15 protein-coding genes and 1 pseudogene are annotated in these 21,895 nt (G+C 42.6%); 12 read left to right on the forward strand and 4 right to left on the reverse strand.

Annotated features, from left to right (window positions below; all coding sequences use genetic code 11):
- Positions 1-70: 70 nt before the first annotated feature.
- Complete coding sequence (locus tag NCWK1_RS09755) at positions 71-529, reverse strand: type II toxin-antitoxin system VapC family toxin (RefSeq protein WP_096575137.1); 459 nt, start codon at positions 527-529, stop codon at positions 71-73.
- Positions 526-792: a FitA-like ribbon-helix-helix domain-containing protein gene (locus NCWK1_RS09760; RefSeq protein ID WP_096575139.1), complete on the reverse strand. Its 267-nt coding sequence runs from the start codon at positions 790-792 to the stop codon at positions 526-528. The genes NCWK1_RS09755 and NCWK1_RS09760 overlap by 4 nt, the downstream gene beginning before the upstream one ends.
- Before the next feature lie 315 nt (positions 793-1,107).
- Between NCWK1_RS09760 and NCWK1_RS09765 the strand changes: the two genes are divergently transcribed.
- The 5 genes and pseudogenes from NCWK1_RS09765 to trxA form a co-directional block, all read left to right on the forward strand.
- Positions 1,108-2,550, forward strand: coding sequence for a tetratricopeptide repeat protein (locus NCWK1_RS09765; RefSeq protein ID WP_103124585.1), 1,443 nt, complete (start codon positions 1,108-1,110; stop codon positions 2,548-2,550).
- Positions 2,551-2,770: 220 nt separating this feature from the next.
- On the forward strand, positions 2,771-5,158 hold the full coding sequence (locus NCWK1_RS09770; RefSeq protein ID WP_103124586.1) for an endonuclease MutS2: 2,388 nt from the start codon (positions 2,771-2,773) through the stop codon (positions 5,156-5,158).
- Between the two features lie 80 nt (positions 5,159-5,238).
- A complete protein-coding gene (locus NCWK1_RS29500; RefSeq protein ID WP_187308107.1) occupies positions 5,239-5,391 on the forward strand; it encodes a hypothetical protein in 153 nt (50 codons plus the stop codon).
- A 171-nt stretch (positions 5,392-5,562) separates the two neighbouring features.
- Entirely contained in the window at positions 5,563-6,726 is a 1,164-nt protein-coding gene (locus tag NCWK1_RS09775) for a GuaB3 family IMP dehydrogenase-related protein (RefSeq protein ID WP_103124587.1), read from the forward strand.
- Positions 6,727-7,089: 363 nt separating this feature from the next.
- Positions 7,090-7,449: pseudogene (gene trxA / locus NCWK1_RS09780) on the forward strand (thioredoxin); the annotation flags it as partial.
- A 713-nt stretch (positions 7,450-8,162) separates the two neighbouring features.
- Here trxA and gltB read toward each other — a convergent pair.
- The gene (gene gltB, locus NCWK1_RS09785; protein ID WP_103124588.1) at positions 8,163-12,848 is read right to left on the reverse strand and encodes a glutamate synthase large subunit; all 4,686 of its coding nucleotides are present in this window, start codon (positions 12,846-12,848) and stop codon (positions 8,163-8,165) included.
- A 751-nt stretch (positions 12,849-13,599) separates the two neighbouring features.
- Here gltB and NCWK1_RS09790 point away from each other — a divergent pair.
- From NCWK1_RS09790 to rpsL, 4 genes are all read left to right on the forward strand, one after another.
- Positions 13,600-15,609: a phosphodiester glycosidase family protein gene (locus tag NCWK1_RS09790; protein ID WP_103124589.1), complete on the forward strand. Its 2,010-nt coding sequence runs from the start codon at positions 13,600-13,602 to the stop codon at positions 15,607-15,609.
- A 266-nt stretch (positions 15,610-15,875) separates the two neighbouring features.
- Positions 15,876-16,295: a phosphomannose isomerase type II C-terminal cupin domain gene (locus NCWK1_RS09795; protein WP_096575153.1), complete on the forward strand. Its 420-nt coding sequence runs from the start codon at positions 15,876-15,878 to the stop codon at positions 16,293-16,295.
- A 324-nt stretch (positions 16,296-16,619) separates the two neighbouring features.
- Positions 16,620-16,964 (forward strand): HesB/IscA family protein, encoded by a 345-nt coding sequence (locus NCWK1_RS09800; RefSeq protein ID WP_103124590.1) that lies wholly within the window; start codon positions 16,620-16,622, stop codon positions 16,962-16,964.
- A gap of 138 nt (positions 16,965-17,102) precedes the next feature.
- The gene (gene rpsL, locus NCWK1_RS09805) at positions 17,103-17,486 is read left to right on the forward strand and encodes a 30S ribosomal protein S12 (RefSeq protein ID WP_015113494.1); all 384 of its coding nucleotides are present in this window, start codon (positions 17,103-17,105) and stop codon (positions 17,484-17,486) included.
- Positions 17,487-17,636: 150 nt separating this feature from the next.
- On the opposite strand, the gene NCWK1_RS09810 is transcribed toward rpsL, so the two are convergent.
- Positions 17,637-17,873, reverse strand: a complete 237-nt coding sequence (locus NCWK1_RS09810) for a hypothetical protein (RefSeq protein ID WP_146033971.1) — start codon at positions 17,871-17,873, stop codon at positions 17,637-17,639.
- Positions 17,874-17,894: 21 nt separating this feature from the next.
- Between NCWK1_RS09810 and rpsG the strand changes: the two genes are divergently transcribed.
- From rpsG to tuf, 3 genes are all read left to right on the forward strand, one after another.
- A complete protein-coding gene (gene rpsG / locus NCWK1_RS09815; protein WP_015113495.1) occupies positions 17,895-18,365 on the forward strand; it encodes a 30S ribosomal protein S7 in 471 nt (156 codons plus the stop codon).
- Positions 18,366-18,505: 140 nt separating this feature from the next.
- Positions 18,506-20,584 carry an elongation factor G gene (gene fusA, locus NCWK1_RS09820; protein ID WP_096575159.1) on the forward strand — a complete coding sequence of 693 codons (2,079 nt, stop codon included), beginning with the start codon at positions 18,506-18,508 and terminating at the stop codon, positions 20,582-20,584.
- A gap of 22 nt (positions 20,585-20,606) precedes the next feature.
- Positions 20,607-21,836 (forward strand): elongation factor Tu, encoded by a 1,230-nt coding sequence (tuf, locus tag NCWK1_RS09825; RefSeq protein WP_096575161.1) that lies wholly within the window; start codon positions 20,607-20,609, stop codon positions 21,834-21,836.
- Positions 21,837-21,895: the final 59 nt, after the last annotated feature.

The raw sequence follows: 21,895 nt of genomic DNA on the forward strand, positions 1-21,895 counted from the left end.
CGATGAGAGTTTTGCGATCGCTCGTGATGTTTTACCGCAACAGATATATTTAATTGTTGGAGAAACACTGTTATGTTGATGACAACGGTGGAACCTCAAAGTCATGAAACGAGCAAACATTATGAGATGAATTATTTAACGCTCTCACCAATTTTGCATCGAGAGTCAGTAAAACAGCATTAACTTGCTGCGACAGTGCAACATAACAAGCATCATAGGCGGAAATATTGTAATTGAGGGCAATATTCACAGCCTCCGCCATCAAGTCAGCCGTTGAGACAACACGCAAGGGAAAAGCCTTGAGACTAGCTAAATTTCCTTGAATCAAAGAAGTATTGTAACGACCAGCACGAGCATACTTCCATAAAACATTTGCACCTTCAATGTAAAACAAATCAGGCACAAAAATTTCTGTTTGAGGATTGGCAAGATGAGCAAACAATTGATTAACTTTAGTCGTTAGCGGATCAGGAATAAATTGCTTAACTGACACACTGGTATCTACTACACACCTAAGAGGACTTGTCATCTGTCACGATCTTCTCTAATCATGGCAGTGCTGTCAGGCCATTCAACATCCGTTGGTAGCTGTTCACGACGAAGGCGAATCTCTTCTAAAAGTTTAGGGACATTTTTGTACCTTTCGTCCTCCGCTGGCTGTGTGTTTACCTCCAAAGCCTTCTGCAAAATTTTAATAACTTGAGCCTCAACTGAGCTATTTTCCGCTTTAGCTAACTCTTGCAATTGTGCGTATAACTCATCGGATACATTTAGCGTATGAAGGGTAGCCATTGCTTGACCTCCCAAAAGAATTTATTGGTAATGGTAGCACGATAGGCGTTTGGGAAATGGGTTAAGGGTGCGATCGCCTGTTCATTTTCTGTATCTATACAGAAAAAATAAAATCATTTTTTATATTTTAATTATTTACAGCAGAGTTTTTACTTACATTCAGTCTTTTCTTACTGATTTTATAAATATATATTTTATTAATTCCGAGTTTTTACAAATGTATAAAAATATATTGGCAAGCATAATTATAAAGTCAGCATATATTCTCAATAGAGATTCTAGGTTGTATTTATTAATTAATTAATTGGGGGAGCAATGAGCGTAGAAGAATTTGTATTTGATGTTGCTGGAGAATTGGTATTGAATGATTTTACTGCGGAAAACAAAGTAGGATCTGTAGCAGGTGGTGTAGGCGCGTTATGTGTAGTAGGTGCATTAGGTTTGGCAGGGCCAATTGTAGTACCTCTAGCTATAGCTGGTGGAGTTTTAGCTGGTGCAACAGGAGAGTCTTCAGTTAAAAGTACAGCAAAAAGCATAGGTTCTATAGTTGAAAGTGTAGCATCTGGAGTAGGTTCTGTAGTTGGCAGTACAACAAAGGGAATAACAGCGGGATTTTTAGGTTTTATCGACATCTTCAAAAGCAATGCAGACTTTTTTAAACGAGGAGTTGAAAAGTTAAAAAATAAGCAGTATGCAGAAGCAGTTGAAGATTTTTCTAAAGCAATAGAAATAAATCCTCACTACACCGAAGCATATTACTTAAGGGCTTGTATTTATTCTGATACTTGTAAATATCAAGCAGCTATTGAAGATTTGTCTGAAGTAATTAAAATTGATCCTCAATTTGAGGAAGCATATTTTCTAAGGGGTTGTAATCGCTCTGATAGTCGTGATTATCAAGGAGCTATCAATGATTATAGCCAGACAATTAAAATTAATCCTCAGCATTTTGAGGCTTATTATAATAGAGGACATTTATTAGCTACACAGAAAAATTACGATGGTGCTATTTTTGATTACACACAGAGTATTAACTTAGATCCAAATAACAAGGATATTTATGAAAGACGAGGAAGAATATATATTGAAATTAAATATTATGAGTCTGCTTTGTCTGATTATACTCAAATAATTAAGCTGGATAAGCGCAAATTTAATGCTTATTTTATCAGAGGTGGCATATATTTTGATTTACAAAATTATGAAAAATCAATACAAGATTTTACTTACCTCATAGAAAATAACTACAGTATAGCCGAAGCATATTTACATCGAGCTAATGCTTATTTAGCAAATGAGAATTATGAAAAAAGTATCTTAGATTTTACTCAGATTATCAACCTTCGTCCAAATGATTTTTCTGCTTTATTGAGTCGTGCTGGCGCTCGTACGATGTCTAAAGATTATAATGGAGCTATTGCGGATTATACTTTAGCCATTAAAAATAAATTTGAATGCGTTGATACCTATTTCAAAAGAGCTAATATTCGTAAGCTAAAAGGAGACTTACAAGGAGCCATTAAAGACTATAATCACGTTATACAACTTGATCCAAATTATTCTTCTGCTTATGTACGACGCGGTTGTATTCGCAAGAAACAAGGCAAAAGTAAAGAGGCAATAGAAGATTTCAAGCAAGCAGTCAATATTTTTGCTAAAAAATCGATGCTCAATGAAGTTAAAAAACTTCAACAAGAAATCAGGCTTTTAGAAAATGAAATTAAAAATACTCCTTGGTGGAAAACAAGGATTTTTTAAAACAAACCTGAAAAAACATCTAGATAATATAGTCAGCTATTATAGCCGTGTAAACTGTAGCATTTTACACCTAATCAATTATTATAACACATAATCTCAACAATTAACCTTTGTGTGTAAGTGCTAGAAACTATTGTGCTACTGAACCGATTGATATTGGCTGTAAACGCAACTCTGTTGTTACGATAATTTCATATAAGATTTCTTAGATATTGCAGCCTTGATCCAAGCGGAAACTTTAGAACTACTAGAATGGCATCGTCTCTGCCAGCATTTGGCGACATTTGCGGCAACAAAGCTAGGGGCGATCGCATCAACTAATTTACAAATTCCTACATCGCAGTCAGTCAGTGAGCAGTTATTAGCCCAAACTAAAGAAGTTTACCAACTAGAAAGTCGGCTGACTACAAGTTTATCTTTTGATGGTATTCAAGATATTGGTGATTCCATAGAACGCGCTGAACTCCGCGGGATTTTAGCTGGGGATGAATTACTGGCGATCGCCACCACTCTAGCCGGGGCGAGGAATTTACGGCGTATAATCGATAACCAGGAAGATACACCAGTATTAACTGATTTAGTTGCAGATTTACGCACTTACCCAGAATTAGAGCAGGAAATTCACCGTTGTATTGATGAACGCGGGATTGTAGCTGATCGTGCCAGCCAAAAATTAGGCGAAATCCGTGATGATTTGCGAAGATTACGCAGTCAGATTAACCAAAAACTGCATAATATTTTACAGGCAAAATCGAATGCTGTTCAGGAGCAGCTAATTACTCAACGGGGCGATCGCTTTGTTATCCCAGTCAAAGCCAGCCACAAAGACGTTATCCCCGGTATTGTTCACGATACTTCTACTAGTGGCGTGACTTTGTACGTGGAACCTAATTCCATTGTGCCGATGGGTAATCAATTGCGGCAAATGCTAAAACGAGAACAAGCAGAAGAAGAAGCGGTTCGTCGCATTTTGACTGAGCAAGTTGCAGCGGTTACGCCAGATTTAGAAAGGCTATTAGTAATTGTGACTACCCTCGATTTAGCGGCAGCGCGATCGCGTTATAGTTACTGGCTAAAAGCGAATCCACCTAGATTTATTAACCGTGAAGAACAAGAAATTGTGACATTACGTCAGTTGCGTCACCCGTTGTTAATTTGGCAACAACAGCACGAGCAAGGACACTCGGTCATTCCCGTAGATTTATTGATTAGTCCCCATATCAAGGTAGTAACAATTACCGGTCCGAACACTGGGGGTAAAACTGTCACATTGAAAACCCTTGGTTTAGCAGCATTAATGGCGAAAGTGGGTTTATTCATCCCCGCCCGCGAACCCGTGGAAATGCCTTGGTTTGACCAAGTTTTGGCAGATATCGGTGATGAACAATCTCTCCAGCAAAGTTTATCGACATTTTCTGGACATATCCGCCGCATCAGCCGGATTTTGAATGCTTTAGGTAATGAAGTAGAAAATCAACTCAACTCCCTAGTTCTACTCGACGAAGTAGGCGCAGGTACAGATCCAGCTGAAGGTAGTGCCTTAGCGATCGCTCTTTTGCAGCACTTAGCGGAACACGCCCAGTTAACAATTGCGACAACTCACTTTGGGGAACTTAAAGCCCTAAAATACGAAGATGCGCGGTTTGAAAATGCCTCGGTAGAATTTGATGAAGCTACTTTGTCACCCACATATCGTTTATTGTGGGGGATTCCTGGACGTTCTAATGCTTTGGCGATCGCTTTACGTTTAGGTTTAAAACCAGAAGTAGTAGAAAATGCCAAAACTCAAGTAGGCGAAGCCTCTGACGAAGTTAACCAAGTAATTGCTGGGTTAGAAGCCCAACGCCGCAGTCAAGAAACCAAAGCCGCAGAAGCCCAAAAACTCTTGCAACAAGCGGAACGTTTATATAAAGAAGTTTCTGACAAAGCCGCATCCTTAGAGGAACGGGAAAAATCATTGCGGGTTTCCCAAGAAGTTGCAGTCCAACAGGCAATAGCCCAAGCCAAAGGCGAAATTGCTCAAGTTATTCGCCGCTTGCAACAAGGTACACCCACCGCCCAAGATGCTCAACAAGCCACCAATGCTTTAAATCAAATTACCCAGAAATACCAGCCAGCCGCCGCACCTAAACCGAAAGTTGGCTTTATGCCGAAAGTAGGCGATCGCATCCGCATTTCCCAATTTGGGCAAACTGCCGAAGTCTTAACCGCCCCCGATGAGGATGGAGAGTTAAATGTGCGCTTCGGCATCATGAAAATGACAGTGAAATTGCAAGATATCGAATCTCTCGATGGGCAAAAAGCTGAACCCATTGTCAAACAAAAACAAACACCAGCACCAACCCCTCCGCCACCCCAAGCCGCACCAGCCATTCGTACTTCTAAAAATACAGTAGATTTACGAGGTAAGCGGGTAGCCGATGCCGAAATTGAATTAGACAAAGCCATTTCCGAAGCGAATGGCCCCATCTGGATTATTCACGGACACGGTACAGGGAAACTGCGTCAAGGTGTTCACGCCTTTTTGCAACAGCATCCCAGAGTCAGCAGTTATGAACCAGCCGAACAAGCTGATGGCGGTAGTGGTGTGACTATTGCTCACATTTAGCTCGATGAAGATTAGCTAAAAATTGTGTAAAAGCAATTGGGCGATCGCTAACTTATATCAACTTTGACAATCTTAAATGCTTGGCTAAAGCTATCAAAAAGTATCAGGAAATTTGGATATTCTTGCTATTTTTTCGGAAATTTCTGCTAGTAGAGATTGTGAAAGTAGAAATAGCGATCGCCTACAGAATATCACCTCAAAATTATCTTTCTGCTGGATTATCTCAGCCTTAACTAGTCAGTTATTCACAAGAAAATCTTTCTTTCCCTGTTCCCTCTTTTCCATATCCTATTTTTCTCTAACGATAAACTGAAACATCTTTGTAGTTACTTGCCAAAAAACCGCTGCAAATCACCTCACAATTTGATACCCTAGCTAGAACAGTTTTGAGAAAAGTTAACAGCGTGGACATTCAACTTGGGCGGGGAAAAATAGCTCGTAGGGCTTACGGAATTGATGAAATAGCACTAGTCCCCGGTAAAAGAACTTTAGATCCTAGTTTGGCGGATACTAGCTGGCGGATTGGCAATATAGAGCGAAATATCCCCATAATTGCTAGTGCAATGGATGGTGTAGTTGATGTAGAGATGGCTGTGCGTTTATCACAGTTAGGTGCATTAGGTGTTCTCAACTTAGAGGGTATCCAAACCCGCTATGCTGACCCAAACCCCATCCTTGATCGGATTGCTTCTGTTGGCAAGGATGAATTTGTCTCCTTAATGCAAGAACTTTATGCCGAACCCATCAAGCCGGAGTTAATTGAAAAACGTATTCAGGAAATTAAGCAACAAGGCGGGATTGCGGCTGTGAGTGCTACACCAGCAGGAGCCAGCAAATATGGTCAGGTAGTGGCGAAAGCTGGGGCTGATTTATTTTTTATCCAAGCTACAGTCGTCTCCACAGCACATTTATCACCAGAGTCGATAGTTACGCTCGATTTGGCAGAATTTTGCCGTTCTATGCCCATCCCGGTAGTGTTGGGTAACTGTGTCACCTACGAAGTCACTTTGGACTTAATTAAGGCTGGTGCAGCGGCGGTATTAGTGGGTATTGGGCCTGGTGCAGCTTGTACTTCCCGTGGTGTGTTGGGCGTGGGTGTACCCCAAGCAACTGCGATCGCAGATTGTGCCGCCGCCCGCGATGATTACTATCAGGAAACTGGTAAATATGTCCCTGTCATCGCTGATGGTGGTTTAATCACGGGTGGAGACATTTGTAAATGTATTGCTTGTGGTGCTGATGGTGTGATGATTGGTTCACCCTTTGCTAGAGCCGCCGAAGCCCCCGGACGCGGTTTTCATTGGGGAATGGCCACCCCTAGCCCAGTGCTACCTCGCGGAACTCGGATCAAAGTTGGGACAACTGGCACTCTAGAGCAAATCCTCATTGGCCCCGCAGGCTTAGATGATGGTACCCATAATTTGTTGGGAGCGTTAAAAACTAGTATGGGGACATTGGGAGCCAAAGATATCAAAGAAATGCAGCAAGTTGAAGTTGTCATTGCGCCTTCCTTGTTAACTGAGGGGAAAGTTTACCAAAAAGCTCAACAATTAGGTATGGGTAAATAAAGAAATTATGAAGCTTAAAAGCTGAAGAAACATATTTCATCCTAGTCTGCGGTAAGCTGCTAAAAGCGTCTACACACTTCAGACTTCATACTTTCATTTTTCCTAATCCTTTAGATATATCCAGTTGAAATTCTTCAGGAAATTTTTCCAGACTCTCAAACATTCAACTGGAAAAATCCCGTATGTCGCCTACAATAGAGAAAGCGGAGACGCATGTTTCCGTTCACTCCTCACACCACACTCCGCCCGGACTACTGTTCGGGCGGTTCCTTATGTTTATAATCTAGTTTTGTTGCAAATGTACATCCTTACTCTTCAGAGCAGACGTTTTTGCTATGGTAGAATTTTCACGAAACTCAGAAATGTAATTGGCAAAGGTTTTTAGGCATGTCAGCAGCCGCACAAGTTACAGATTCTACTTTTAAGCAAGAAGTTCTCGACAGCAGTGTACCTGTTTTAGTTGATTTTTGGGCTCCCTGGTGTGGCCCTTGCCGCATGGTAGCTCCTGTTGTCGAAGAAATTGCCGTTCAGTACGAAGGTCAACTCAAAGTTGTAAAAGTTAATACTGATGAGAATCCTCAAGTGGCAAGTCAGTATGGCATTCGCAGCATTCCCACATTAATGATTTTTAAAGATGGGCAAAAAGTTGATATGGTTGTTGGAGCCGTACCCAAGACTACATTAGCTAGTACTTTGGAAAAGCATATTGCTCAACAGAAGTAGTAATTGATAATTCATAATTCGTAATTACAATTAGTTGCGGCTTAAACCACTACTAATGTTAAATTGCTAAATTTAAAATTTAGCAGGGGCTTGTACCCTTTGAATTACGAATTGGTAATTTTTGCTTAACCTTTAATCGGTCATACAACCCTTCTAAGAAGCTCATTTGCTTTTGTTTTAGGTAAATTCTTGTAAAAAAGTTTTTGAGACGCGAGTTTTCGCGTCTCAGTAAAACTTTCCCCATATCAATTAATAGATATACAACTATTTGAAGAACTTAATTGTGGTTCCCAAATATTGAATATCTAGACTAAATAAATTTAGTTGATGTTTCCTGATAATACTAGGTCGATAAAATTTTATTCTCTAGATAAAATTTGTTTTTAATTATAATTCTCGAAGTTTATCAGTTAGTTTTTATGTTTTATTTATATTATTCTGTCTCGTCTTTATCACCACAAACACAAAGAAAAAATTTCTAAGTTCTGAGTACAAACCATTTTTTTCTTTTCAGGAGTTTCAGCAATCACAATAGTCTTATACCAATTCTCTAAAATGAGGCAATACATTCAAACCCCGAAAGCCATGCCATATCTGACTTTCTTAATTACGAATTACGAATTGACATTAATCTATACTTTGACTGCTATAGCTATAAAAAAAGGGGACATTAGTAACGTCCCCTTTTTATTGATTAATAATTCAGCTTTTAACTACACTGAACTCAGATGTTTTTCTACCACCGCTTGAGGATTAGCCTCTGGACTATCAGCTTCTGACGGTGGGACTAATTGCCAGAACTTAGACACAAATTCTTGCCAATTTTGCAGAATTGCTTTCGCTTTTGGTGAACCAGTGCGTTCTGCATGAGTTCTAATTAAATCTTGCAGTTGCTTTTGTCCTGCTTCTGTGAGGACTCGCTGAATTTTGACATTTTCTCGATTGACTAACTCAGGGAATGAGTCGTCTTCATCTAAGAAGTATGCCAAACCGCCCGTCATCCCCGCAGCTACGTTACGTCCCACTTTGCCGAGAACAACTATTACACCACCAGTCATGTATTCGCAGCAGTGATCACCTGCACCTTCGACTACAGCTGTGGCTTTGGAGTTGCGGACTGCAAAGCGTTCACCTGCTAAACCGTTGGCAAATAAGTATCCACCAGTCGCACCGTAGAGGCAGGTATTACCGACGATCACGTTCTGGGATGGGTCGTAGGTAGCTGCTGCTGGAGGTTTAATGATGATTTCACCACCGTGCATCCCTTTGCCTACGTAGTCGTTGGCTTCTCCGACTAGATTCAAAGTGATACCAGGGAGGTTAAATGCACCAAAGCTTTGCCCTACACTACCGTGGAAGTTGAGGTTAATTTGTCCTTCAAAGCCACCGTCACCGTATTGAGATGCGATCGCACCTGCTAATCTTGCACCTACTGTTCTATCGGTGTTGACTATCTTTAAAGTCTTCGTCACCGTAGATTGGTTGCGAATGGCGGCTTGAATTTCTCCATCAGCCAGCAATTGGTCATCTAAGACAGCACCATTGCTATGAACTTCTTCATGCACTAACCAGCTACGGTTTGTTTTAGTATCTGGTAGTTGCAATAAGCAATTGAGATTCAATGCTTGGGTTTTGGCCAATGTGGCTTCGGGACGTGCTGTTAACAAGTCTGCACGACCAATAATTTCTGTCAAGGAACGATATCCTAGTTTGGCTAACAAACTCCGCACTTCTTCGGCGACGAAGTAGAAGAAGTTAACGACGTGTTCGGGTATACCCTTGAACCGCAGGCGCAATTTTTCATCTTGAGTCGCTACACCGACAGGACAGGTGTTTTTGTGGCATACTCTCGCCATTTGGCAACCTTCGGCAATCATGGCAATGGAACCAAAGCCGAATTCTTCACCACCCATCAACGCAGCCATCAAGACATCCCAGCCCGTCTTCAGTCCACCGTCTACTCGCAAGATGACGCGATCGCGCAAACTATTCTGCATCAAGACGCGATGCACTTCACTTAAACCAAGTTCCCACGGAGAACCAGCGTGTTTAATCGAACTCAGAGGTGATGCACCTGTACCGCCATCATGCCCAGAAATCTGAATGATATCAGCGTTGGCTTTTGCTACACCTGCCGCAATTGTGCCGATACCGATTTCTGCTACTAACTTGACTGATACCTGAGCTTTCGGGTTGATTTGGTGCAGGTCAAAAATTAGCTGGGCTAAGTCTTCAATGGAGTAGATATCGTGGTGCGGTGGTGGCGAAATCAAGGTTACACCAGGCTTAGACCGCCGCAACATGGCAATGTAAGGACTGACTTTTGCTCCTGGTAATTGTCCGCCTTCCCCTGGTTTTGCACCTTGGGCAATTTTGATTTCTATTTGTTTAGCACTAGCTAAATATCCTGGTGTGACACCAAAACGTCCGGATGCAACTTGCTTGATGGCACTAGAAGCAGTATCACCATTTTGCAAGCCCTTCAGGTGGGGTAGGGTTGGTGAGTAACCGGATGAGTCTACATCATCTAAAACGTTGTAACGTACTGGATCTTCGCCACCTTCCCCAGAGTTGGATTTACCTCCAATCCGGTTCATAGCGATCGCCAAAACTTCATGGGCTTCTCGTGACAATGCACCTAACGACATCCCCCCAGTACAGAAGCGTTTGAGAATTGATTCTGCTGCTTCCACTTCTTCTAGGGGAATTGATGGGCGATCGCTTTGGAAGTCTAGCAAGTCCCTCAAGGCTGTAATTGGTCTGCCTTGGAGATATTGTTTATAAACTTCGTAATGGTCGTATTGCTTGGTTTTAACCGCCTCATGCAATGCTTTGGACATTTCTGGGCTGTTCATGTGGTACTCACCACCAGGACGGTAGTTGACAAACCCTAAGTTCTCCAACTTCTTGGCGTTTAGTTCTGGGAAGGCTTTGCTGTGGATGGAAAGCACTTCTTGTGCCAGTTCACTCACGCTTAAACCACCGATGCGAGAAGCAGTACCTTGGAAGCCCAGTTCTAGTAGATCCCCACCAATGCCGATGGCTTCAAAGATTTGGGCGGCTTGATAGCTAGATAGTAAGGATATCCCCATCTTGGAGAGGATTTTCAGCAATCCTGACTCGACAGCTTTACGGTAATTGCCAATAGCTTGTTCTAAGCTAATCCTGGTCAATTTCCCCCGTTCCATGAACTGCTGTGTTTTTGGGTCAAACCACCAATCCCGAACTGTGTCTAAAGCCATGTAAGAGCAAACAGCACCCGCACCATAGCCAATCAAACAAGCAAAGTGATGGGTACTCCAACACTGTGCTGTATCTACAATTAGGGATGTTTTCATCCGTAAGCCTTCGCGGATCAGGTGGTGATGGACTGCACCCACAGCCAATAAAGGCGGAATATAGCTGGATTCTGAGCTAATACCACCACCAGCGCGATCGCTCAAGATTAATATCTTCGCACCAGCCCGCACTGATTCAGCTGCTTGTGCTTGTAAAGCTTTGACTGCGGTTTTTAACCCTTCTGGGCCGTTGGCAATAGGAAATACAGTTGACAACTCTGCTGTTGCAAAACCAGATGTTTTAATTGCATCCAATTCTGTTTCTGTCAACACAGGCGAATCCAACTTCAGCCTCTTGGCATATTCTGGTTTCGGTTCTAATAAATTACCCCGTTCACCCAATTCCACCTTTAAAGACATCACCAGTTTTTCCCGCAGGGGGTCAATTGGTGGGTTAGTTACTTGAGCAAAACGCTGTTTGAAATAGTCATACAACAGGTGGGGTTTGCCTGACAGCACAGCTAGAGGAATATCATCACCCATACAGAACGTTGGTTCTGCACCATTCCCCGCCATTTGTTCAATCACCATTTCCACATCTTCGCTGGTGTAACCAAAGGCTGTTTGCTGGCGGAGTAAGGTTTGTTTATCAACAGTGAATTGTCCTTTACCGTTACCATTGCCATTACCGTTACCGTTGCCATTACCGTTTGTCCCATGACTATTGACTAATGACTTTAAGTCTTGGCGATAGTTTTGCAACCATTCTCCATAAGGATGCTGCTGGGCAATTCTTTGTTTAATTTCCCAGTTTTTCAAAATTTCCTGGGTTTCTAAGTCCACGGCGATCATTTGCCCTGGACCCAGTCTACCTTTCTCCACAATATTGTCTTCAGGGAAGTCAACCACACCTGCTTCTGATGCCACAACAATGTAATCATCTTTAGTAATGACATAGCGTGCTGGTCTTAAGCCGTTGCGGTCGAGGGTTGCGCCAACTTTCTTACCATCACCAAAGACTAACAGTGCTGGGCCATCCCAAGCTTCTTGCAAACCACTGTAATATTCATAGAAATCAGTAATTTCGGGATAATTCTGCAATGATGGTTGATTTTGGTAAGCCTCTGGCACCATAATCATCAAGGCTTCTAAGGGGCTACGTCCCGAACGCACTAGTAATTCTAGGACATTATCTAAGGTGGCAGAGTCGCTGCTATCTAAAATCACTAAAGGCTTGAGTTCATGATTGCGATCGCCCCATACTGGATGGCTAATGCTGGCTTCTCTGGCCATCATCCAGTTGATATTACCCAACAGAGTATTAATTTCTCCGTTATGTCCCAACAGGCGCATTGGTTGCGCTAAAGGCCATTTAGGCATAGTGTTGGTGCTAAAGCGCCGATGATAAACGGCAAAGGCACTCTTGTATGCGGGATTTTTTAAATCCGCATAAAAGTCTCCTAGTACAGCAGAACGCACCATACCTTTGTAGACAATTGTGCGGCTAGACAAGGAGCAAATATAAAAATCTTCCGAGACAGTTTTTGCAGCTTTAAAAATTCGCTTGCGGGCAATGTACAATTGTCTTTCTAATTCATCACCAGTTTGATCGGCTGCGAGAAAAACTTGTTCTATGTGAGGTTGATTTTCTTTGGCTTGTATTCCCAATAAATGGGGATGTACTGGTACTTCTCGCCAGCCCAATACTGTAAATTTTTCCTCAGTGGCAACTTTCTCAACTTGCGCTTTCGCTTTTTGTGCGACTTCTGGTTCTTGCGGTAAAAATATCATCCCCACAGCAATATTGCTGGTAGAAGAGATTTCCATCCTGCCTGAGAAATATTCTTTTTGTAACAACTCCCAAGGAATAGCCGTTAATATACCTGCACCATCGCCAGAATCATGGTCAGCGCTACAACCACCACGATGTTCCAAGCAGGTCAAGGCAGCTAAGGCTTTGGTGACTATTTCATGGCTGGCAATATTCTGGCGATGTGCAATAAAACCTACACCACAGGCATCTCGCTCCTCTACTAACCACCTTTGTCCTTGGTAGGTATCTCTAGAGTCTTTATCCGAAAATTTTCTTGTTTGCAATTGATTCACCCTTTGATCGTTCATAGCCTATTCCTGAGAGTTAAGTCACAAATTTTGCCACTGCTTAGGAGGGAAGTTTCGCAATTTCGCATCGCAGCAATACATAAATCACTGAAATTTAGGGAAAAAAAATTTTAACTTCGGTTATTTATGAATTTAACCGTGTTAAAATTATTGCGTTCATTCTTATGTGTTTATGCTGGGTTAGACAAATTCCATCTTGTCCTAATTTTATCTATTTTGGTTCTAAACCAAGTATTTTCTCAGTTTTCTTCAGATGACAGATGTCTGTCAGGTAGACAGCCTCAGCTTACCTAATACAAAATTTCAACTGAAAAACTTACTATTATAAAAGCTGTAAGATTCCTGATTCAGCAACAAAATCAGCGTATTACACTATATACCCATTTGACAATTCCCAAATATTTTTATTGTTGTGTATATTGGCTGCTCACCCGTTGCAACTCTTGTTACTAACAACTATGCCTCGCCTCTAAGTAACAAAATAGCAACTATGAGTGAGGAAAGAGTATTTTAAATATACATTTGATGACCAAAACTATATATTTATAGTTTGGCTGGAACTAGTGCCAGTTAAAACAGTCAGTTACAGTGGTTTTAGCGTAAAAAGGGCTTGTGGTTCTCATAAGAGATAACTAGCCAATTTATAGGTTATCACGTTTCTTGAAAAGTTAAATCACCTTATTTCAAGAGTTGGCGACAATTAGTTCAACCTGTCTCTGAGGTGAGAACTGACAAAAGTACTGCATAAAATATGTTAAAAATGCCAAATTGGTATCGCAAAAAATCTTATCCTGTTGTGACCAAGCCTGTCGAATATCAAGTCTTTCGGGCAACTGCATCACCCATCATTGCCACAATACTAAGTTTATCTCCTATTTGGGTTGCCATAGCTCAACCTGTACCAGAGATAACGCCGCGATCGCCAGCATCGCCTATGCGAAAAGCCCCATCTTCTGGTAATCAAATTTCCCTTAATGGTCGGACAATACCTGGCGCTTGGTTAGTAAAATCAGGCACGTATGATCAGCAAATAATTTTTCTCAGTGATGGAGTATTTCGCCAGGCCATTGGAGTTGATTTCTTAAACAGCAATAATCCAGATAGACAACCAATCCAGTGGTTCTCCTCTGCTACCAGTCCACTGGTTTTAGTCACTCAGCTACAAAGTGGATACCGTTATTTAGATATTACTAAATTTGTTCAACAAGCAAATTGGCAGTTACAAACTAATGGTAACACCTTGGTAATTGTCACGCCCCAAGCTCAAATTAAAAATATTATTACTGGTCAGCAACCGCTCAATCCTCCTGGTATTAATACTATCCGGGAAAACCGCATTGCAGTCGATTTAGACCGTCCCACACCTTGGATAGTTAGGCAAGGATTACCTATTAAGCAAGTGCAAACGCCGCCAGCAGATGATCCAGATGCGATCGCACCTAAACCAGCTACCCTGCCTAATCGGGAATGGACAATTACACTGGATGCTATAGCTGATCCTGCATTAATCCAACGTTATACTTCTGCTCTACAGCCGCCATTACTACCAAGCTTAATCAAACAAATATTACCAGAAACACGACCAACGCCTGATAAATTGATTCAAAAAGTTGAGGTTGTGAATAACCAAACTATTGTGAGTCTCAGCGTTCCTTTTGGTTGGTCTCCTCGTGTCAATACAATAGATAATCCGCATCGTCTAATGGTCGAGATTCGCCCCGATGCAATGGTAGAAAGGAATATAGCCTGGGCAAATGGGTTGCGTTGGCGACAGCAATTTATCAGTTTAGGGAAAGAACGTTTTCCTGTGGTGTGGTTAGAAGCTAACCCCCGCGCTGTCACCTTAAAACCAATTTGGGCAACTCCTGAGACTTTAATTGGTACTGCTCCCTTAATTCAAACAGCGCAAAAATACTTAGCTTTAGCGGCAATTAATGGTGGTTATTTTAACCGCAACAATCGATTACCTTTAGGGGCGATTCGTCGAGATAATCAGTGGATATCCGGGCCAATTCTTAATCGGGGTGCGATCGCTTGGAATAACTCTGGGCAATTTTACGTAGGTCGTCTGACATTACAAGAAACTTTAGTTGCGCCTAACAATCTCCGCTTACCAATTTTATTTCTCAATAGTGGTTACGTGCAGAGTGGCATTGCTCGTTACACCCCCAGCTGGGGAACAACTTACACTCCCCTTACAGATAACGAAACTATCCTCCTAGTTCAAAAAGACGAAGTTAGTAGTCAGTTAGCGGGTGGGAAAGCTGGACAAACCCCTGTCCCGATCCCCCAAGATGGCTACTTGTTAACTTTGCGCGGAACTGCTGCAACTACTGCTATGCAACTCCCTACAGGCACAAAAGTTACCCTTACTAGTGCCACTACCCCCGCTGATTTTAGCCGTTACCCCAACATTGTGGGAGCCGGGCCATTATTAATTCAAAATGGTCAAATTGTTATTGATGCGAAAGCTGAAAAATTCAGTAATGCTTTTATTGCAGAAAAGGCCATTCGTAGTGGCATTTGCACTACAGCCACAGGTACGCTGATGATTGCTGCTGTGCATAACCGTGCTGGTGGTGCAGGGCCGACACTAGCAGAACACGCTCAATTGATGAAACAGCTTGGTTGTGTGAATGCTCTCAATTTAGATGGTGGCAGTTCAACTAGTCTTTATTTAGGCGGACAATTACTTGACCGTTCTCCTAATACTGCGGCTCGTGTGCATAACGGTATTGGGATTTTTTGGCAACAAAGATAAATGAATTATAAAATATTCATTTCAACCTTTATCCTTCAAGTTCGCAACAAACTTTAAAGATTGGAATAAGCTGGAATGGCACTAGATAAAGAGTTTGTGTATTCACCATAGTTTAGTCGTGACTCTTTACACCCTAAAGTTTGATTTTGTTATGGTTAGCAAGGTGTAATTGAATTGCTCATTTTCACGGTTGCAAGATTGCGCCAGATTTTTCCATCAATGGTTAAGAGTAAGGACAGCTTGTTATGTCTCCAAACGAGGTAACTATGGCTCAATATCAAGAAACCGCACCAACTAAGACTTTACCCCTACCTGCGGCGATCGCGAATCGCGGTGTTGCAGCAACTGAATTGCGCCCTTGGGGTTCTTTTACTATTTTGGAAGAAGGGCGTGGATATAAAATTAAACGCATTGAAGTGAAGCCTGGACACCGCCTCAGCCTGCAAATGCACCATCATCGCAGTGAACATTGGATTGTTGTCTCTGGTACAGCCAGAGTAACTTGTGGCGATCAAGAAATATTATTGGGTAATAATCAGTCAACTTATGTACCTCAATGTACATCCCATCGTCTCGAAAATCCTGGAGTGATTCCTTTAGTACTAATTGAGGTACAAAATGGCGAATATTTAGGTGAAGATGATATTATTCGCTACCAAGATGATTATGCGCGGACAGAAAACTAGTTGAACTGGGATCTAGGAAACTAGCACAAGAAATTGCACTCCGTAAATTTCTGACTGAAGCATACAGAAATTTGCGGAGCCGCGATCGCTAATTTAGTTAGGCTAGATGCTTAACTCGTATTTTTAAAGCAAAAAGCTAAATATTGAGATTTAAATACCTCTGTACTCAGTTTCTTTGACATTATTAGGCAACTAAATAAATCTCACGCTGGGTTTTGCAAATCAACCTCTTCATTTACAATAAAAAAGCAAAAACCAGTTTTTTAGGTTTCTCGTCACGCCATCTGTCTTTAAGGTGGGCTTGCAATTGCCAAAACAAATTCAATGATTCAACTGAGTCAAGCAGCAAAAATTGAAATTGAACGATTAAAGTCAAAGCAACAGCCCAATGTCTTGGTCAGGTTAGCTGTTAAACCAGGGGGATGCTCTGATTTATTTTACGATATGTCGTTTGATGAGATTCTCCAAGAAGGCGATCTCACTTTTGAAGTGAGTGGTCTGCAAATTCTTATAGATAACCAAAGCCTACAATATGTTAATGGGTTAGTATTAGATTATTCTGAAGATTTAATGGGTGGAGGCTTTCGTTTCCACAACCCTCAAGCAGTTACCACCTGTAGTTGTGGTAATTCATTCTCGATTACACAAGATTTCATCGTCCATAGTTAAACATTAATTACTCTGGGCGTAGGTCAATTGCCTAACCGAAGGGCTTAGTCAAAGTAGTTTGACATAAAAGCACGAAAAAAGATATAATCAGGATTTGTAAAAACTTAGACCCCTAAGCAGCTTAACGCGCTGTGACTCATGCCAACCATACAGCAACTAATACGTAGCGAACGCGAAAAAGCGCGTCAGAAAACCAAGTCTCCAGCTCTCAAGCAATGCCCGCAACGCCGCGGCGTTTGTACCAGAGTCTACACAACAACACCTAAAAAGCCTAACTCAGCCCTACGCAAGGTAGCAAGGGTAAGGCTGACATCCGGGTTTGAGGTGACAGCCTACATTCCAGGGATTGGTCATAACTTACAAGAACACTCCGTAGTCATGATTCGTGGCGGTCGGGTTAAGGATTTGCCAGGGGTAAGATACCATATTATCCGTGGCACCTTAGATACAGCGGGCGTTAAAGACCGCAAACAAGGACGTTCCAAGTATGGAACCAAGCGCCCGAAAGCAGCCAAAAAATAAGGCAGAGGCGATTAGTCGTGTCTCATGGCGATTAGTCGCTTTGTCTGGAAGCGCTAAAAAAATATAAAAAGTTAGCGATCGCTCTCAAACAGTTGTGAAGATAGATAAAAGTATCTGTTTTCAAAAGTTAAATTAGTTAAGTTACCACTGTCAGCCTGCACTCAGCGAGCAAGTGTAGGTTTTATGGAAATTGCTGTAAGCGACAGCAGCATTTTCATCTGGGAAATTCATACCTGCGATGTTGTCGCTTTGTGTGTCCGATTCAGGATAGCAAATCAGCAATTCAGGGTCGCTGCAACTGTAGTGTAAAAAAATTGCCGCAGTCTGAGTGGCAGCTTCCACCACTCCGATACTGCGCTGTCTGATAGCATATAATTTCGTTGCCAAATTCCGAATTAAGGGTACAGTATGTCTCGTCGTGGTGTAGTTCAAAGGCGGCCAGTTCCGCCTGACTCAGTTTATAATAGTCGTCTGGTGAGCATGATGATTCGCCGGATCATGCGTCATGGAAAAAAATCACTAGCTGCACGTATAGTTTATGAAGCTTTAAAAACTATTGAAGAACGCACTGGTAATGCTGCGTTAGAAACCTTTGAAAGAGCAGTGCGTAATGCCACACCATTGGTAGAAGTGAAAGCTCGTCGTGTTGGTGGTGCAACTTACCAAGTCCCAATGGAAGTACGCTCAGAACGCGGTACCACCCTAGCACTACGTTGGCTAGTGCAATTTTCTCGGTCAAGGCCAGGGCGCACAATGGCTGGCAAATTAGCCAATGAATTAATGGATGCAGCCAACGAAAGTGGTAATGCGATCCGTAAGCGGGAAGAAACGCACCGGATGGCAGAAGCTAACAAAGCCTTTGCCCACTATCGTTACTAAACAAAACAGCGATATATCCAGCCTCAATAAGCGGTATATCGCCAACAGATAAAAATCCAGACGGTTATCCGTAAAAGTATAGAATCTTAACAAAGAGTAATATACAAGATATCATGAGGCAAAAACTATAGGAGGCTACTGTGGCACGTACAAACCCGCTGGAGAAAGTACGCAATATCGGGATTGCGGCGCATATAGATGCGGGAAAAACAACGACAACAGAGAGAATATTATTTTACTCTGGGATAATTCATAAAATTGGTGAAGTTCACGAAGGAACTGCTGTAACTGACTGGATGGAGCAAGAGCGGGAGCGGGGAATCACAATCACTGCTGCGGCCATTAGCACCAGTTGGAAAGATTATCAAATTAACATTATCGATACTCCTGGTCACGTAGACTTCACAATCGAAGTAGAACGCTCCATGCGCGTGTTGGATGGTGTAATTGCTGTATTTTGTTCAGTAGGTGGAGTACAACCACAATCTGAAACAGTATGGCGGCAAGCAGATCGCTACGCGGTACCTCGGATCGCCTTTATTAACAAAATGGATCGCACAGGCGCGAACTTCTATAGAGTTCATGAACAAATGCGCGATCGCTTACGGGCGAATGCCATTGCCATTCAACTGCCCATTGGTAGCGAAAATGACTTTAAAGGCATCGTAGACTTAGTACGGAAACGTGCATACATCTACAATAACGACCAAGGTACGGATATTCAAGAAACGGATATTCCGTCAGATATGCAGGAGCAAACCGAAGAGTATTACACAAAGCTGGTAGAAGCAGTTGCTGAAACCGATGATGCTTTGATGACCAAATACTTTGACGGGGAAGCACTGACAGAAGAAGAAATTCGCGCTGCCCTGCGGAAAGGGACAATTGCTGGCACAATCGTGCCTGTACTTTGTGGTTCAGCCTTTAAAAACAAAGGCGTGCAGTTAATGTTGGATGCAGTTGTAGATTACCTACCCGCACCAACAGAAGTTCCTCCCATTCAAGGCACACTCCCCAATGGTGATACAGTCGAGCGCCGAGCTGATGACAATGAACCTCTAGCAGCTTTGGCATTTAAGATTATGGCTGACCCTTACGGTCGCCTCACCTTTGTTAGAGTTTATTCTGGTGTGCTGAAAAAAGGTAGCTATGTATTAAATGCTACGAAGAACAAAAAAGAACGGATTTCCCGTTTAGTTCTGATGAAGGCAGACGATCGCCAAGACGTAGAAGAACTACGGGCTGGTGATTTGGGTGCTGCACTAGGGTTAAAAGACACTTTAACTGGTGATACTATCACTGATGAAGGCGCACCAGTAATTCTGGAATCCCTATTTATTCCAGAGCCAGTGATCTCGGTGGCGGTTGAACCCAAAACCAAGAATGACATGGATAAGCTATCCAAAGCTCTGCAATCTCTGTCTGAGGAAGACCCAACCTTCCGCGTTAATGTTGACCCAGAAACAAACCAAACTGTCATTGCAGGGATGGGAGAACTCCACCTGGAAATTCTGGTGGATCGGATGTTGCGCGAATTTAAAGTGGAAGCGAACGTGGGTGCGCCACAGGTAGCTTACCGCGAGACAATTCGTAAAACAGTTACCAACGTAGAAGGTAAATTCATCCGGCAAAGTGGTGGTAAAGGTCAATACGGTCACGTTGTCATCAATTTGGAACCAGGGGAACCCGGTACTGGCTTTGAATTCGTCTCTAAAATTGTTGGTGGTGTAGTACCAAAAGAGTACATTGGCCCCGCAGAGCAAGGGATGAAAGAAAGTTGTGAATCTGGTATTTTAGCCGGATATCCATTGATTGACGTGAAAGCGACGCTAGTTCATGGCTCTTACCACGATGTAGACTCTTCGGAAATGGCTTTTAAAATCGCTGGATCAATGGCACTGAAAGAAGCTGTGCTAAAAGCTTCACCAGTACTATTAGAGCCTATGATGAAAGTTGAGGTGGAAGTTCCTGAAGATTATATTGGGAACGTCATTGGAGACCTCATCTCCCGCCGAGGACAGATTGAAAGCCAAAGTACTGAACAGGGACTGGCTAAAGTGGCATCTAAAGTTCCACTGGCTACCATGTTCGGCTACGCCACCGATATCCGGTCGAAGACCCAAGGTCGAGGTATCTTTACGATGGAGTTCAGCCACTACGAAGAGGTGCCTCGCAGCGTAGCGGAAACTATCATTGCAAAAAGTAAAGGGAACGCTTAATTAAAAAAGGAAACGAGCATTCATGGCACGCGCAAAGTTTGAAAGAAATAAACCCCACGTTAACATCGGTACTGTTGGCCACGTTGACCACGGTAAGACCACTTTAACAGCAGCTATCACCATGACTTTGGCTGCTCTCGGTCAAGCGGAAGCTAAAGGCTATGACCAAATCGATAACGCACCCGAAGAGAAAGCACGGGGTATTACGATTAACACTGCTCACGTTGAGTATGAAACTAAAAACCGCCACTATGCTCACGTAGACTGTCCTGGACACGCTGACTACGTGAAGAACATGATCACTGGTGCAGCACAAATGGACGGAGCTATTCTCGTAGTAGCTGCGACTGACGGCCCTATGCCTCAAACCCGCGAACACATTCTGTTAGCTCGTCAGGTAGGGGTTCCTAAACTGGTGGTCTTCTTAAACAAAGAAGATATGGTAGACGACGAAGAATTGTTAGAGTTGGTAGAACTAGAAGTTCGGGAACTACTTTCTAGCTATGAGTTCGATGGGGACAATATTCCCGTTATTCGAGGTTCTGGTCTGCAAGCTCTAGAAGCAATGACCAAAAACCCCAAAACTCAGCGTGGAGAAAATCCTTGGGTAGACAAAATCTACGAATTGATGGACGCTGTAGATTCCTACATCCCCGATCCTGAGCGTGACATTGATAAAGCCTTCCTGATGGCTGTAGAAGATGTGTTTACAATCACAGGTCGTGGTACAGTTGCTACCGGCCGGATTGAACGTGGCAAAGTTAAAGTGGGCGATACCGTAGAACTAGTGGGTCTGAGAGAAACTCGTAGTACCGCCGTTACCGGGATCGAAATGTTTAAAAAGAGCCTTGATGAAGGCTTGGCTGGGGATAACGCAGGTGTACTCCTACGTGGTCTGAAAAAAGAAGATGTTGAGCGCGGTATGGTAATCGCCAAACCCGGTTCTATTACACCTCATACTCAATTTGAAGGTGAAGTATACGTCTTAACAGAAAAAGAAGGTGGTCGGAAAACCCCCTTCTTCTCTGGCTACCGCCCCCAGTTCTATGTCCGGACAACCGATGTAACCGGCACCATTAAAGCCTTCACCTCTGATGATGGGGCAGACGTAGAAATGGTAATGCCAGGCGATCGCATCAAAGTTACTGTGGAATTGATTAATGCGATCGCAATTGAAACAGGTATGCGCTTTGCGATTCGTGAAGGTGGCCGCACTATCGGTGCTGGTGTCGTCGCTAAAATCGTCAAGTAGTACATTTTTACCCGAATAACTAAGAGCAGAGATGCTAAGATGCCTCTCTGCTCTTTTAT

It is taken from the genome of Nostoc cycadae WK-1 (genome assembly GCF_002897135.1).
In the GTDB taxonomy this organism is placed as follows: domain Bacteria; phylum Cyanobacteriota; class Cyanobacteriia; order Cyanobacteriales; family Nostocaceae; genus Nostoc_B.

Coding starts and splice junctions, on each gene's coding strand:
- NCWK1_RS09795 (WP_096575153.1), top strand. CDS start 15,876: ATGGCTCAATATCAAGAAACCGCACCAACTAAGACTTTACCCCTACCT.
- rpsG (WP_015113495.1), top strand. CDS start 17,895: ATGTCTCGTCGTGGTGTAGTTCAAAGGCGGCCAGTTCCGCCTGACTCA.
- NCWK1_RS09765 (WP_103124585.1), top strand. CDS start 1,108: ATGAGCGTAGAAGAATTTGTATTTGATGTTGCTGGAGAATTGGTATTG.
- gltB (WP_103124588.1), bottom strand. CDS start 12,848: ATGAACGATCAAAGGGTGAATCAATTGCAAACAAGAAAATTTTCGGAT.
- rpsL (WP_015113494.1), top strand. CDS start 17,103: ATGCCAACCATACAGCAACTAATACGTAGCGAACGCGAAAAAGCGCGT.
- NCWK1_RS09800 (WP_103124590.1), top strand. CDS start 16,620: ATGATTCAACTGAGTCAAGCAGCAAAAATTGAAATTGAACGATTAAAG.
- NCWK1_RS09760 (WP_096575139.1), bottom strand. CDS start 792: ATGGCTACCCTTCATACGCTAAATGTATCCGATGAGTTATACGCACAA.
- tuf (WP_096575161.1), top strand. CDS start 20,607: ATGGCACGCGCAAAGTTTGAAAGAAATAAACCCCACGTTAACATCGGT.
- NCWK1_RS09790 (WP_103124589.1), top strand. CDS start 13,600: ATGTTAAAAATGCCAAATTGGTATCGCAAAAAATCTTATCCTGTTGTG.
- NCWK1_RS09755 (WP_096575137.1), bottom strand. CDS start 529: ATGACAAGTCCTCTTAGGTGTGTAGTAGATACCAGTGTGTCAGTTAAG.